The 15,022-nt window shown below is 40.5% G+C and carries 13 protein-coding genes; 6 read left to right on the forward strand and 7 right to left on the reverse strand.

Features of this window, described 5'->3' with window-relative positions:
- The first annotated feature begins 57 nt into the window (after positions 1-57).
- A complete protein-coding gene (locus TY87_RS16325; RefSeq protein WP_100187883.1) occupies positions 58-894 on the forward strand; it encodes a sulfurtransferase in 837 nt (278 codons plus the stop codon).
- A 74-nt stretch (positions 895-968) separates the two neighbouring features.
- On the opposite strand, the gene TY87_RS16330 is transcribed toward TY87_RS16325, so the two are convergent.
- Positions 969-1,286 (reverse strand): hypothetical protein, encoded by a 318-nt coding sequence (locus TY87_RS16330; protein ID WP_072841070.1) that lies wholly within the window; start codon positions 1,284-1,286, stop codon positions 969-971.
- Positions 1,287-1,453: 167 nt separating this feature from the next.
- On the opposite strand from TY87_RS16330, the gene TY87_RS16335 reads away from it, so the two are divergent.
- Together TY87_RS16335 and TY87_RS16340 are read left to right on the forward strand one after the other, a co-directional pair.
- Positions 1,454-2,623 (forward strand): nucleotide sugar dehydrogenase, encoded by a 1,170-nt coding sequence (locus TY87_RS16335; protein ID WP_100187884.1) that lies wholly within the window; start codon positions 1,454-1,456, stop codon positions 2,621-2,623.
- A 48-nt stretch (positions 2,624-2,671) separates the two neighbouring features.
- Positions 2,672-4,501 (forward strand): DUF3413 domain-containing protein, encoded by a 1,830-nt coding sequence (locus TY87_RS16340; RefSeq protein ID WP_100187885.1) that lies wholly within the window; start codon positions 2,672-2,674, stop codon positions 4,499-4,501.
- Positions 4,502-4,533: 32 nt separating this feature from the next.
- On the opposite strand, the gene TY87_RS16345 is transcribed toward TY87_RS16340, so the two are convergent.
- The 6 genes from TY87_RS16345 to TY87_RS16370 all read right to left on the reverse strand — a co-directional run bounded on the left by TY87_RS16345 (position 4,534) and on the right by TY87_RS16370 (position 10,473).
- The gene (locus tag TY87_RS16345; protein ID WP_100187900.1) at positions 4,534-5,568 is read right to left on the reverse strand and encodes a glycosyltransferase family 4 protein; all 1,035 of its coding nucleotides are present in this window, start codon (positions 5,566-5,568) and stop codon (positions 4,534-4,536) included.
- Between the two features lie 27 nt (positions 5,569-5,595).
- Positions 5,596-6,381, reverse strand: a complete 786-nt coding sequence (locus tag TY87_RS16350) for a glycosyltransferase family 2 protein (RefSeq protein WP_100187886.1) — start codon at positions 6,379-6,381, stop codon at positions 5,596-5,598.
- On the reverse strand, positions 6,378-7,310 hold the full coding sequence (locus TY87_RS16355; protein WP_100187887.1) for a glycosyltransferase family 9 protein: 933 nt from the start codon (positions 7,308-7,310) through the stop codon (positions 6,378-6,380). Before TY87_RS16355 ends, TY87_RS16350 begins: the two co-directional genes overlap by 4 nt.
- Complete coding sequence (gene waaF / locus TY87_RS16360) at positions 7,307-8,311, reverse strand: lipopolysaccharide heptosyltransferase II (RefSeq protein ID WP_100187888.1); 1,005 nt, start codon at positions 8,309-8,311, stop codon at positions 7,307-7,309. The genes TY87_RS16355 and waaF overlap by 4 nt, the downstream gene beginning before the upstream one ends.
- A complete protein-coding gene (gene rfaD, locus TY87_RS16365; protein ID WP_072841065.1) occupies positions 8,304-9,251 on the reverse strand; it encodes an ADP-glyceromanno-heptose 6-epimerase in 948 nt (315 codons plus the stop codon). The genes waaF and rfaD overlap by 8 nt, the downstream gene beginning before the upstream one ends.
- A 73-nt stretch (positions 9,252-9,324) precedes the next feature.
- Positions 9,325-10,473: an AGE family epimerase/isomerase gene (locus tag TY87_RS16370; RefSeq protein ID WP_100187889.1), complete on the reverse strand. Its 1,149-nt coding sequence runs from the start codon at positions 10,471-10,473 to the stop codon at positions 9,325-9,327.
- 96 nt (positions 10,474-10,569) lie between these two features.
- Here TY87_RS16370 and hldE point away from each other — a divergent pair, with 96 nt between their 5' ends.
- The 3 genes from hldE to TY87_RS16385 are packed head-to-tail and all read left to right on the forward strand — an operon-like array spanning position 10,570 to position 15,017.
- Positions 10,570-11,997 carry a bifunctional D-glycero-beta-D-manno-heptose-7-phosphate kinase/D-glycero-beta-D-manno-heptose 1-phosphate adenylyltransferase HldE gene (gene hldE / locus TY87_RS16375; RefSeq protein ID WP_100187901.1) on the forward strand — a complete coding sequence of 476 codons (1,428 nt, stop codon included), beginning with the start codon at positions 10,570-10,572 and terminating at the stop codon, positions 11,995-11,997.
- Positions 11,998-13,788, forward strand: coding sequence for a lipid A export permease/ATP-binding protein MsbA (msbA, locus tag TY87_RS16380; RefSeq protein WP_100187890.1), 1,791 nt, complete (start codon positions 11,998-12,000; stop codon positions 13,786-13,788). It begins immediately after the preceding gene.
- Between the two features lie 2 nt (positions 13,789-13,790).
- The gene (locus TY87_RS16385) at positions 13,791-15,017 is read left to right on the forward strand and encodes a 3-deoxy-D-manno-octulosonic acid transferase (protein ID WP_100187891.1); all 1,227 of its coding nucleotides are present in this window, start codon (positions 13,791-13,793) and stop codon (positions 15,015-15,017) included.
- The last annotated feature ends 5 nt before the right edge of the window (positions 15,018-15,022 follow it).

Consider the following 15,022-nt stretch of genomic DNA (forward strand, 5'->3'; position numbering starts at 1 on the left):
TAAAAGAAACAGAAGCGGTCTGTTTTATGACCCCGTATGATTGTCTGAGGAAAGCCTGTGCTATTAAAAACATTAATTAATACAAATGAACTGGCCCTATTACTTGGGCAGCTTAACGTTGTTGTTTTAGACTGTAGATTTTACTTAACGGACCACGCTAAAGGTCTGTCTGAATATAATAAAGGACATATTCCAGGTGCTATTTTTGTGGATGTCCATCATCAATTGGCAGCACCAGAGACAGAATTGACTGGTCGACATCCTTTGCCGGATGAAATTGTCTTTTCCGAGCAATTGCGGGCTTGGGGAGTAGATTCTAGTACTCAAGTTGTCGTGTACGACGATATGGGGGGAGCGATTGCCGCACGAGCTTGGTGGATGCTTAGTCAGCAAAATATTGATGTACGTGTTTTAAATGGTGGTTTTCCTGCATGGCTGAGAGAAGGGAGGGATGTATCACTGGCTCCTGTCAAAGCAAAATCGACATCCAATCAAATTGAGGTTTCTTTTCCTTGGGCGGTCAGTGAGCAAGCGATAGTTGAAAACTTTGAAACGAATCAGTTTCAATTAGTGGATGCTAGAGCATCAGATCGCTTTAATGGCGAGAACGAAACCATTGATGCTGTTGCTGGGCATATTCCAGGTGCTATTAATCGTCCATTTTCAGATAACTTAGATGCAAATGCTTGTTTCAAACCCGCTGAGCAGCTTCATGTGGAATGGCAAGATTGGCTATCTAATAGTAGTGATGCATACGTGTATTATTGTGGTTCTGGTGTAACTGCTTGCCATAATGTCTTGGCTTTAAACTATGCTGGGATAGAGGCAAAGCAAGTCTATGTTGGGTCGTGGAGTCAATGGTCAAAAAGAATGCTGCGAGCTGTTGCTTTGTGATGACATAGACTTTGCATAGTGAATATGACGGAGCTGGGCCTTTTGATCGAGGTAAGCTCCGTCATGAAACCTAGTTATTTTGGTGTTGCTCCTGCCATAAATATTTGCACTTGTTGGTGTGTTTCCCCCCAAATGTGTGATTTAACTGCAAGCAAGAAATGTTCGGCTTCTTTTAATGTTACGATGCCGTCCATTAATTTGATGCCAATTCCTTCTTGAGTAAAGAAAAAGTGCCATGTGTGTTTATCGATAATGGCTTCGCCTTCGCCATTGTTGTAGCTGACTTGTTGGAATGGATAGTCACTGGGAATAAAGCAGGAAAGCTCTTGTCCTGAGGCGCCATAGATAAGATCAGGGATATAGCCTTGACGATCTACCAGTTCAAACTTCATATAGAACTCCTTGTTTTTTATTAAGATTAGCTGTGGTGTTCTCGATTTGCTGCATTTCTTGATGTAAATAATAAAAAAACACGATTTGGCATTTTTAATTATGGTGCAAACTGTAAAATAGCCTCTTTTGAATACAAATTCTATCTTTAAAACAAAAGGTAAACTGAATGAAAATAGCAGTGGCTGGAACTGGGTATGTTGGCATTTCTAATGCTCTGTTATTAGCAAAGTACAATCATGTCGTCGCCTTGGACATTGTTGCCGCTAAGGTAGATATGCTTAATAAAAAACAGTCACCTATCGAAGACCGTGATATAGAGCGTTATTTAGCCGAAGAAAACCTTAATTTTGTTGCAACGCTAAACAAGGAAGAGGCTTATCTTGGTGCAGACTATGTGATCATTGCAACCCCTACCGATTATGATCCAGAAACAAATTATTTTAATACTAGCCATGTTGAGTCCGTAATTCAGGATGTTATGCGTATCAATCCTAATGCGGTCATGGTGGTGAAATCTACTGTCCCGGTAGGCTTTACAAAGTCCGCGAGCGAGCGTTTTTCTACTAATAATCTTTTATTTTCACCTGAGTTTTTGCGTGAAGGCAAGGCGTTATATGACAACTTATATCCTTCGCGGATTGTCGTTGGGGAGGTCTCAGATAGAGCGCAGGTTTTTGCCGATCTGCTTGTTCAGGGCGCGGAAAAAACAGACATAGATGTGCTGCTCACAGGGGCAACTGAAGCTGAGGCCATTAAGCTATTTACTAATACTTATTTAGCCATGCGCGTTGCATTTTTTAATGAGTTAGACAGCTATGCGGAATCTCACCATTTAGATAGTCGTCAAATTATTCAAGGTGTTGGGCTTGATCCGCGTATTGGTAGTCACTATAACAATCCGTCATTTGGTTATGGTGGATACTGCTTACCAAAAGATACCAAACAGCTACTAGCTAATTATGACAAGGTCCCAAACAATTTGGTGCGAGCGATTGTTGACGCAAATGCTACACGTAAAGATTTTGTTGCTGAATCTATCTTGAAAAATAGCCCCAAAGTCGTCGGGATTTATCGTCTCGTGATGAAGGTTGGTTCTGATAATTTCAGAGCGTCTGCTATTCAAGGTGTTATGAAACGTATAAAAGCCAAAGGTGTAGAAGTTGTTGTGTATGAGCCAGCGCTTAATGAAGATAACTTTTTTAACTCGAAAGTAATGAAAAGCTTAGAGGAGTTTAAAGCGATATCCGATGTGATCGTAGCAAACAGAATGACAGATGATATATCTACCGTAAAAAATAAAGTTTATACGCGGGATTTATTTGGTGTTGATTCATGATTTTATTTTCAATTTTTGCTTTTTAAATTAATCTTCTAGGTTTTTATCATGGCTCTTGGTAATAAGCGTTCAGTTTTTGGTTGCTTCCTAATAATAAACATATTTTTTTCTATACTTTTAGCAATAAGGTACTTCTCATTTTTACCTGAATTTCCTACAGATATCTTAGGGTCCTCTTTTATTGTCACGAGTTTAATAGGGCAAATGGCATTATTAGGTGGGATTTTAGGTTTTTTTGCTTTTATATTTATTTTTCTTCCTAGAAAAATATTTTATTTGATTATTAGTTTTTTGGCGTCTGTTTCGCTATTTGTGCAACTGATTGATACCTTTGTTTTTGCCCAGTATCGTTTTCATATCAACGAGGTCGTCCTTAAACTTGTATTGTCCGGTGATGTGGTTGATTTTTCCATCGTTACTTGGCTTGTCGCTGCTTTTAGCTTTCTCGTTATATTTTTAATTGAGTATGCTTTACTGCATTTTTTAAGTGCCTATCCAGAAAGAAAACTTAAAAAAAGGTATTTTGTATGTTTTTTTGTTTTATGTTTTTTTGTTAGTAATTTTATTCACATATGGGCTGCAGCAAACGCATACCAGCCTGTTACTATCAGTAAAAGCTATTTGCCTCTATTTCAACCTGCTACTGCAAATGATTGGATGCGAAAACATGGTTGGATTGATGAGAAGGCATTAGAGCAGCAAAAGAAGCTGTCTTTAAAAGTAAGCAGTAACCTTAACTATCCAATTGGAGAGCTGAATACAGTTACTGTCGATAAGCCTGTGAATATTATGTTTTTGGTAGTGGACTCATGGCGTTTTGATACCTTTAATGCTGATAATTCACCTAACATGTGGGCTTATGCTCAAAACGGCGTTTCTTTCGCTAATCACATATCAACAGGGAATGCGACTCGAACAGGTATATTTGGCCTTTTCTATGGTCTACCTGGGACGTATTGGCAAAGCATGCTATCGAATCAAAGGTCTCCCGTTTTTATGGATCGCCTTCAAGCGTTGGATTATCAGCTAGGTATTTTTACTTCTGCTTCTTTGACAGATCCTGAGTTTAATCAAACTGTTTTCGCCAAAGTGAATGGTTTGCGTCTAAGGTCTGAAGGAAGCTCTCCTGCTGAAAGAGATAAAAATCTGACCGAAGATTGGTTGCGGTGGTATCAACATAGAGATAAGTCTAAACCAACCTTCTCGTTTCTTTTTTACGATGCTCCGCATGGCTACGATTTTCCGAAAGATTACGACAAAAAATATGAACCTATGTTGGCGGATGTAAATTACTTAGCTCTTAATAAAGATTCTGATCCTACACCATTTATGAATCGTTATAAAACGAGTGTCCGCTATGTTGATGATTTGGCTAAACAGGTGCTGGATGAGTTGAAGTTAACTGGTGATGCCGAGAATACCCTTGTTATTATTACGGGTGATCATGCCCAAGAGTTGAATGACAATAAACTCAATTATTGGGGGCATAATAGTAATTTTACGGCAGCACAAACTCATGTACCATTTATTATGGTTGGACCTAATATTGGAGTGAAATTAGAAAAAGAAAAGCTAGATTCTATAACGAGCCATGAAGATGTTGTACCTACATTAATGAAAAATTATCTTGGCGTTACTAGTCCTCTAAATACTTATTCAGAAGGCATTGATCTTTTAGGTAGTAGTGAAAAGCGAGATTGGGTGCTTTCGTCAAGTTATGCTGCTTATGCCTTGATTACTAATGATAGTATTTTGGAAGTGGGTGCTGGTGGTCAATATAAAATCTATGATTTAACAAATAGAGTAAAAAAAGGTGCAGAGCCTAACTATATCTATTTAAAGGATGCACTAGAAAGTGTTAGTCGATTTAGGAAATAGTTAGGCTTTAAATAACGGTCTGTTTTTGTATATCAGGCCGTTATTTTTTCATAGATGGAAAAATATCTTTCAGCCATTTTTTGTGGCGTATAATTTTCAATTTGTTTTTTGGCTCCCTCGACCAATCTCGTTTGAAGTGCCTTATCACTGGAAAGCTTTATTATGGCGTCTTTGAGTGCAGAACTATCGTTTGCTTCGATTAATATTCCAGTCTCGTTATTAATAACAATGTCTGGAATGCCACCAACATTAGAGGCAATGATAGGCACACCTGCATCCATAACGTCTAACAATGTAGACCCTAAACCCTCATTTCTAGAGGGGAAGGCAAAAAGATCGAAGTAAGGTAAATAGTCACCAATCTTTGGTTTGAATCCCATCCATGTAATATTTTTAATGTCTTTGGATAAAGACTCAAGTTCTTCTTTATCTGCACCATCGCCGAAAAAAACAATATGTAAGTCGGGATGGCTTTTTTCTAATAGGCTAGCAGCTTCAATAAGAACTTTTTGTCCCTTATGTTTATCAACTAATGCACCTACATGGCCAATAATTGTCTTTCCAGGAAAAGCATTTCGAAAGGCTTCGCCTTCTTTGTGATCGGTTTCTAAATGGGCTAAGGTACTAGGGATCTGATTGACTTCTCCCCATTTTTTATCACGAATTTGGTTAGCAATAAGTGTGGATATGCCCACTAATGCAGACGCATTACTGTATGTCTTTTTATTTAACCACTTATCTTTTACGACAGTATCGACTCGTCGAGTAAGTATGTAAGGGGTGTTTCTTAATAGCTTGTGAATATAAGCCCAATGGACAGCTTTGGCTTCATGCGCATGAACGATATCAGCATGAGGAGCTGCATAGTGGCCTGATAACTGGTTATTTGCCGTAACAAAAGACAGGTCCTCGACGTCAGCAAGCCTAGTACGAAGCGGGGAATCTTCTCGACAAGCAAGCAATTGCTTTATTTTAAAGTGCTTTGCTAGGGCTCTTATAAGAAGCTCTGTTTGTCTCTCGCCGCCACGGAAGCCTTTAGCGAGATTGACATGAAGTACTGTTAGCATTTTGCTCAAGGTGTATCGCCTGTTTTGTTACCAGATGTTTTTAAAGTCGTCTTGTTTTGTGACGCTAGGATCGCGTTGATATTCAAGCAGTTTAGCGTATTTGAGATAGCTATTGACCGCCGCACTCAATGCTACTGTCATTCCATCTACGCCACCCATGAATCCCCTTTGAAAAATATACTTACGGATAAAAGCATTTAGGCCGTGAGTAAAAGGAGAGAAGCAATTCGCGCGCTTGCCTTTTGCGTACATGATTTTAGCTGCTCTTCCACTGAAATTACGACCAGGCTTGGCAAATAATTCGCCAATATTTTTAAAGGAATAGTGGATGATATCGGCATCGATATTTTTGACGTTTTTAGTTTGCACGCTGGCGTGTTGTTTAACATCGGCAAAGCGAGTTTTGTCTGTATTGTATAATCGAATGCAGCGGTCAGGGTACCAACCGCAATGCTTGATCCAGCGGTTGCCAATCATATTTTGTCTGCGAAATGAGTAGCCTTCAATGCTGGTAGATTCTAGATCTAGCTGCTGAATGGCTAGTGTCATTTCTAGTGTTAAGCGTTCATCAGCATCTAAGCTTAGTACCCAAGTATTTTGAGTGTGGTTTAGTGCGACATTTTTTTGGATGCCGTCACCTAGATAGGGCTGCTTTACTACGGTTGCGCCTAAGCTCTTAGCGATTTCAATCGTATTATCGGTGCTTCCTGAGTCAACTACGATAATTTCATCGCAGACAGTTTGCATAGACTCTATACAAGCGGCGATATTTTTCTCTTCGTTGAGGGTGATGATATTGCCTGAAATTTTCATGCTTGGCTCTTCAATAAATTAACAGCGTATTCGGTGACGCTTTTGGTGGTAATGGTTTTGATGTCATTTCCTTTTTGTGGGAGCACTTTAACCGACTTTGCATGGCTTAGAAACCACTCAGTATTAGGCTCTCTAAATAGACCTATATATGGTTTTTGCATGCATTGCGCTATGTGAGATGGCCCACAGTCATTTGCTATTGTTAAGTCACAGTGATCGACTAGCTTTGCTATGTCGTTAAGAGGGATGTTTACGTGAAGAGATGAGTTTTTGATATTCAGCTCCTGCATGTATTGAATTTCTCTTTTCTCATCTGGCCCTAATAGAATATGGAGATGACAATTTTTTTCTAGTGTATTGGCAATGGATTGTACAGCGCTAATAAAGTTCTCAATTCCCCATTTTTTTCCTTCACCAGCACCGCCACCAGGCATTATAAGTATGTTTAGTTCTGCTCTTTCTAGATTCAAATTGGAGTCTTGTAATAACGCTAAAAAGGGCGCTGCTAGGGCATTCAGTAGGGCGCGCTCATCTCTAATGAAGATTTTTAGATAAGCTAGCGCTCTGTATTCTGTATCATATAAAACGTTATGTTTTTCAGAAGTTAAGTGGATAAGAAAATCATTTTTTACAAAGTCGAAGACTCTCCCACCTTTAATAAATTTATATAAAATGACAGGAAGGCGATTGCTAGGTCTCAAATTAAGCAGGTTGTCACAATGCTTAAGTTTTTTAAGGTCTTCGAGTCTACTTTTTGACTGAATGCATTCTTTTACCCAAGGCAGCTGGTTGTAAATCCATCCGACATTGCTTTTTGATAAAAGAGTCAGGTCTTGATTGCCGTAGTTTTGGAAGAAGAAAAACAGCACCGGAATACTGGTTATTTGAGCTCCAAAATGTGGCCTATTTCTGAGTAATACAAGATTCATTGGGTAATGACTGTCCTTATAATCATGTCAGGAGTCAGTTGATTCTGGCAGTTGGTGTGCTCGAGCGGACAGATTCTTTTAAAGCAAGGAGAGCATTCAAGGTGAAGATTATGAATGGTCTTGTTGCTTGTGAGAGGTGGTGTAAATAATTCGCTTGTAGATCCATAGATTCCATGTACTTCAGTGCCAACGGCAGCTGCAATATGCATTAATCCAGAATCATTACTAACGGCTTTTTCTGCTACCGCCAGTAAATCTATAGCGTCTACCAATTGGGTTTTTCCACAAAGATTTACGGCAAACTCACCTAGGTGGCTAATGATTGCCTCGCCGTCGTTTTGGTCTTTTGGTCCACCTAATACCCAGATTTGATAACCCGCTTCAATGGCGCTTTTGGCTAACTCATGAAAATAAGCGATAGGCCACTGTTTAGAAGGACCAAATTCCGCACCCGCCATAAGAGCGATTGCAGGTCTATTTGATAAGCTGTGTAATTGAAAGAGTTTTTTCTGATTATCTGTGTCAACTCGTAACGCAGGTAACGGGATATCCATAGGTGGATAGGCTAACTCGTTAGGCAATCCTAAAGATGTAAAGCGTTTTACGGTTTGATTTAAAATGCTTTTATCTAGTTTGCGACGCTCATTTAGCAGAATGTAGCGCTGCTCACCAGTAAAGCCGACGCGATGCGTAACCTTAGCAAAAAAGGGTACCAGGGCAGACTTCCATGAACGAGGCATCACGATTGCGTGATCATAGTGTTCTGAACGGAGTGAATGCCCTAGTTTGCGGCGCGTACTGATCCCCCATTCACCATGACCTGTGGGCAAGGTAATTGCGTTACGAACCTCTGGCATTCTAGCCAATATAGGTGATGACCAGTTTGGACCAATGACATCTATGATAGCCTCTTCATCACGCTGTTTTAGCGTAATAAAGAGGCTCTGCGCCATGACCATATCACCAACCCAAGATGGGCCAACAATTAAATATTTAGCCATTCGTATCGAGCCAACCTAAGTAATCTTGAACACCTTGCGCTAGTCCGCGGAAATTTCCTTCATATCCAGCTTTACGAAGCTTGCATATGTCTGCCTCAGTGAAGCTTTGATAAGCCCCTTTTAAGTGTTCAGGGAAGGGAATGTATTCAATTTCGCCTTTTCCATAATGGGCTATAACAGTTTCAGCTATTGTGCGGAAAGGCTCCGCTTTACCTGTACCTAGATTAAAAATACCTGACTTCTCTGGGTTTTCTAGGAACCAAAGTTTGGTATTAACCAAATCTTCAACGTAAATGAAATCACGGCTTTGACCGCCAGCTTCGTAGCCATCGTAAGCGCCAAAAAGCTTTGGATTCTCGCCAGCAAGTACTTGGTTACGAAGGTGGAAAGCCACGCTTGCCATGCTGCCTTTATGTTGCTCACGAGGTCCATACACGTTGAAATAGCGGAAACCAACAATTTGGCTTTTCGCTTTCGGCAAAATAGCGCGAATGTATTGGTCAAATTGGAATTTTGAGTAGGCGTACATGTTAAGTGGCTTTTCGTTTTCACGGGACTCCTGAAAAACGGGGCCAGAACCATAAACAGAAGCTGAAGACGCATAGGAAAATGGTGCATCATGTTTTAAACAAAAATCTAGTACCGCTTTTGAATATTGATAATTCACGTCCATAACATACTTACCGTTCCACTCTGTGGTTGCTGAGCAAGCACCTTCATGGAAAACGGCAATAGGGTTAATGCCTAATGTATCGTTCTTAATAGCATCCAAGAAGTCATACATATCCATGTAATCAGCAATATCAAGATCGGACAGGTTTAGACATTTTTTACCGTCCGTCAAATCATCTACCAAAAGGATATTCTTGATGCCTTTGTTGTTTAAGGCCTTGATGATATTACTGCCAATGAATCCGGCACCACCAGTTACTATATACATAATATATTTGTCCTAATATCTAAGGTTTTGCCTTTGCTAAGTTTACGTATAAGCCTAAGCCAGTAAGCTAAAACTAGAAAGAGCCCAGAAAACCGTTGTTTGCTTTTGCCCATGCTATCACTTCTGTCAGGCCGAGAAAAATATGATAGCTGCTGGTTCCGGGAAGCGGATAGTTTTTTGGTGTGTTGTCTTCGTTAAGGTATTCATTCCAACGGCCGTTTGTTAGAAAATAGTGCTGCTGAGCAAAATTGATGCATTTCTCTAAACGGTCGATTTTCTCTTCTTTGCCAATCGGCATTACTGTGACTGCTTTTAAATATTCGGTAATCGGCCAGATACGTTTTTCTTTATCAAGGGGGTGCTTGGTATCTCCGTCTATTTGATTGTAAATGCCGCCATTGTTGGCTAGTCCATGTCTGGTTGCTGTTAGCCATAGTTGTTGTGCTAAGTCAGTATAGTCGGAGTTAGGGATTATTTTATTTGCTTGGTAAAGCAACCAGACCCATTCGAAGTGATGCCCAGGTTCTACTTGATTGCCTGTTTGAGGGTCAATACTCCAATCAGCACTAAAAAACTCACGTAGTGTCTTCGTTTCTTTGTGATAAAAACGTTCAAGTGCTAATGAAAGTAGAGATTGGATAGCCTCTTTATAATCGTCATCGTTAGTTGTATTAAAAGCAGCAACATAACCTTCTAGTAAGTGCATGTGTGGGTTTTGGCGACGAATTTGGCTTGTATCGACAGGATAGGATTCATAAAAACCACCTGATAGGGCTCGCATATTATCTAATAAAAAGAGATGCGTTTTTTTCATAAAAATAAGAGCGCGATCATCTTTTGTTACTCTGTAATAATGGCTAAAAGACAGTAATACGAAAGCAAGAGCATATGCGTCTGATTGTGTGTCTTTGATTGAAAGATCGTCATGCAACGAAAAAATCCAGCGTTCATCGATAAAATAATGAGAAGTGATGAAGTCGAAAAGCGGGGTTAGCTTCACTTGCCACTCTGGCATGTTTTTGATCTGGCAGGCATGGCTAAAAGTATATAGCTGACGACATTGAGTTAATAAACGAACACGGCCAACACTATTGTTGGTCCAGTCATGGTTCATGCTTTCATAACTATAGCCATTTTCCTTGTTGATACCATAACAAGACCAATTGTTTAAAAGTTCATCAAATAAGAACGATTGGCTAGATAATAGAGCGGAATTCAGCATTGTGTAAAAGCCTTATTTCGTATGTTTTAGGTATGTCCAACTTGGTGTGGGAGTATGATAAGATGAGTGTCTCTAAAAATCGATTATTATGTGCCTATGAACTCTTCGTATTTGAATTTTAAAGATAAACACATTCTCGTTGTTGGGGATGTGATGTTAGATCGCTACTGGCATGGTGGCACCTCGCGTATTTCTCCTGAAGCTCCGGTTCAAGTCGTTAAGGTTTCCAGTATTGAAGATCGCCCCGGTGGTGCCGCAAACGTAGCACTTGGTTTGGCTAAATTAGGTGTATCTGTAACGTTAGTAGGTGTAGTCGGCAACGATGAAAATGCTGATGTTTTGTCTCGTTGCCTAGAAGAAGTAGGGGTGACTTGTCGTTTCGTTCGCTCAGAAACCTTACCAACCATCACTAAATTGCGTGTGATGAGTCGTCATCAACAACTTATTCGTTTGGATTTTGAAGAGCGTGAAGACAGTCTTTCTCAAAATGAAGCATTGGCAAAAGTCGTCGAGGAGTGTTTGCCTGAATCTGATGCTGTCATTTTTTCTGATTATGCAAAAGGCTGCCTTGCTGATGTTCAGTCTTTGATTAAATTATCAAATGCGGCGAAAGTGCCTAGTTTTGTTGACCCTAAAGGTAATGACTTCTCAATCTATCAAGGAGCAACCTTAGTTAAGCCGAACCTTCTTGAGTTCGAAACGATAGTGGGTAAATGCCGCTCAACGAAAGAGTTGGAAGAAAAAGCCAAAGCTCTGCGCGAGCAATTTGGCTGGAAAGCATTATTGGTCACTCGTGGTGAAGACGGTTTGATTTTATTGAGTGATGATAAACCTCCTTTTTCATTGGCGACGGCTGCCAAAGAGGTGTTTGATGTTACGGGCGCTGGCGATACCGTTGTTGCAGTTTTGACTGCGGTTTATGTTACGAGTAAGCGTTTTATTGATGCTGTTGAATACGCTAACCAAGCAGCGGGTTATGTCGTTGGAAAACTGGGTACGGCATCAATCAGTGCTGAGCGACTAGACGCCATCATGTTTCAGCGTTCACATAACACAAACTTTGGCGTGCTTTCTCCAGAAGATCTGCTTGAGCAAATTAAACTGGCGCAGATGAATGGTGAAAAGATTGTTTTTACGAATGGTTGTTTCGATATTCTTCATCCTGGACATATTGCTTACATGAAGCAGGCCAAAGCGCTTGGAGATCGTTTAATTGTTGCCGTCAATACCGATGCATCAGTTAAGCGACTTAAAGGCGAAAAACGTCCAATTAATAACTTAATTCACCGCATGTCTGTGCTTGAAGGCGTGGGCTCTATTGACTGGGTAACTTGGTTCGACGAAGACACACCAAAAGAAATTATTGAATTCTTAACGCCTGATGTTTTGGTTAAAGGTGGGGATTACACCATAGAAACAATTGTTGGTGCTGATCATGTCTTAGCTCATGGAGGGGAAGTGAAAGTTTTGACTTTTGTTGATGGTTACTCAACTACCTCTATCATCGAAAAAGCGAATTTATAAATGCAAGATAAAGAAAATATAGAAATCGAAACTCCGGCTCCAAAAGCTCCTGTTTCTGGTATGCAAAACTATTTTCGCCTTTTGGGTTATGTGCGCTCATCTTGGTTGTATTTGGTTCTTAGTATAATAGGTTATGTCATTTATGCTTCGATGGAGCCAGCTTTAGCTGCTTTACTAAAGCATATTGTAGATATTGTTTCTGTAGGGCAAATATCAGATAGTCGTCTATTAATACCTTTGGCTATTCTGGGGGTTTTTATTGCTCGAGGGATAGGTACTTTCTTGGGTAACTACTTTATGGCGAAAGTTGCCAATAATGTGGTTTTTGATTTACGTACCAGCATGTTTAATAAGCTCGTACTCCTACCTTCTAATTATTATCATTCTATTCCTACTGGACGACTTCTCGCTAAGCTGACATACGATACTGAACAAGTCATTGGCTCTATTACCCAGGCAATACGTGTTCTTTTGCGTGAAGGCCTAACAGTTGTTGGTTTGTTAGGTTATATGATCTATATGAACTGGCGCCTTTCTTTATTGTTTTTATTGGTTGTGCCTTTAATTGGCTTAATTGTTTCTTATGCATCTAAGCGTTTTCGCAAACTGAGTACTCGAATTCAAAATGCGATGGGTGGTGTTACTGATGTGGCATCAGAAGCGATTAAAGGTCATGAAGTGGTTAAAATATTTGGCGGTAGCCAGTATGAAATATCGCGTTTCCATAAGGCTGCGAATGAAAATCGTCGTTCTCAGTTAAAAATGGAAATGACTAAATCTCTTAATATTCCGATTGTGCAGTTCATTCTTGCGCTGATGATGGCGATTTTAATTTGGTTTGCCTTGAGTCCTTCGATCAGTTCTCATATGTCTCCAGGGGATTTTATCGCCTTCCTGACTGCTGCTGGTATGCTAGGTAAGCCTATTCGTCAGCTGACTGATGTAAACAGTATTTTGCAAAAAGGTATTGCTGCTTCTTATAGTATTTTTGATTTCTTGGATTTGCCAGAAGAGGTTGATAAAGGATTAACACCCGCAACCCGATTTAAGGGGGATATTGAGTGGGATAATATGTCCTTTAAATACACTGGTGCTGAGAAACAGACATTAAAAAATATTAGTTTGTCTTTGCCAGCTGGAAAAACTTTGGCGTTAGTAGGGCGTTCAGGTAGTGGTAAATCTACTATAGCGAACTTAATTCCGCGTTTTTATGATATTGATGATGGTTCTTTGAGTATAGATGGTGTTCGTATCAATGATTATAAGTTGACTGAGCTGCGCTCTAATATCGCTTTGGTAAATCAACAAGTTGTACTTTTCAATGGCACGATTCGAGATAATATCGCCTACGGTTATTTGCGTGATACCAGTGTAGAAGATGTCATTGAAGCAGCTAAAGCAGCCAATGCTTGGGACTTTATTCAAGAGCTTGATCATGGTCTAGATACCATGGTTGGCGAGAATGGTGTTCTCTTGTCTGGTGGTCAGCGACAGCGTATTGCGATAGCTAGAGCTATCTTGAAAAATGCGCCTATTTTGATTTTGGATGAAGCGACGTCAGCATTGGATACGGAATCAGAGCGAGCAATTCAGACTGCCCTGGATGGTCTAATGGCGAATCGTACCACTATCGCTATTGCCCATCGATTATCGACCATTGAGAATGCCGATATTATTGCGGTTGTGGATCATGGTGAGATCATTGAACAAGGCTCGCACAGTGAGTTGTTAGCGATGAATGGTGCCTATGCACAGCTTCATAATCAGCAATTCAGCGAGACACCAGCTTAATTATGTGGCTGTACCGTTCTTTACTAGTCTTATTAACGCCGGTTATTTTATCGAAAATACGGCGTTTTAAGAAAACCTATCAGCACTATCGTGCTAAAGAAGCGTTTGGCTTTTGGCCTTCTGTTGAAGCGGATTTATGGATTCATTGTGCGTCTGTGGGCGAAGTGCTTGCTGTACGCCCCTTGGTACTTCAGTGGCGTGAAAAATACCCTACACAGCGATTATTAATTACCACTATGACACCGACGGGGGCAGAGCAAGTAGTAAAAACCTTTCCTTTTGCAGAGCATCGATATTTGCCAATGGACTGGTGCTCAAGTGTTAAAAGGGCACTTAAAAAACTAACCTGTAAGCATTTATTAATTGTAGAAACCGAACTTTGGCCTAACTTGTTACAACTGGCTAAGCAGCGAGGTCTACGTGTTGAGGTAGTGAATGCTCGTTTGAGTGAGCGTTCTTTCCAGCGCTATCAGAAGTTTTCAGCTATCTCGCGCCCCTTATTTGCTTTACCGGATTGTTTTTTGGCGCATGCACAAGCTGATGCAGTGCGCTTTGAAGCGTTGGGAGCAAAAAAAGTATTAGTGACAGGAAGTATTAAATTCGATCTTGCTGTGCCGCCTGAAGTATTTCAAGCTAACTGGCGTCGACAGTTAGGTTCAAGGTTTGTCTGGGTGGGAGGAAGTACTCACCAAGGTGAAGATGAAATGCTATTGCGCGTTCATAAGGCGCTGCTACAAAAATATCCAGATGCGTTATTGGTACTGGTTCCTCGTCATCCTGAACGCTTTGAAGCAGTACAAGCTTTAGCTATGCAGTCTTTTGAGCGAGTCGCTCTTCGTACTCAAACGGCACTCGATCAATGGGCTAATTTTGATGTGGTGATTGGCGACTCCATGGGAGAGTTGATGTATTACTATCAAGCATCTGATATGGCTTTTGTTGGTGGCAGTTTGATTAAACGCGGTGGCCACAATCCGATTGAGCCCGCCTTGCTTGGAAAGGCAATTTTAGTTGGACCCTATACCTTTAATTTTATGGATATTACTGAACAGCTTTTGCAGGTGAATGGCGCTATTCGTTGTCAAGACGAAGCGCAATTGACAAAAGTAGTTGTGGATCTTGCGGGGCAATCGTCTCAGCGTTTCCGTCTCGGTCAAACTGCATTGCGTTTTGCAGAAAAAAATCAAGGTGCAGTCACCAGAGTGCTTGCTGAAATAGACTTCCGTTGATCGAC

Source organism: Marinomonas sp. BSi20584, assembly GCF_002792415.1.
GTDB lineage: Bacteria > Pseudomonadota > Gammaproteobacteria > Pseudomonadales > Marinomonadaceae > Marinomonas > Marinomonas polaris.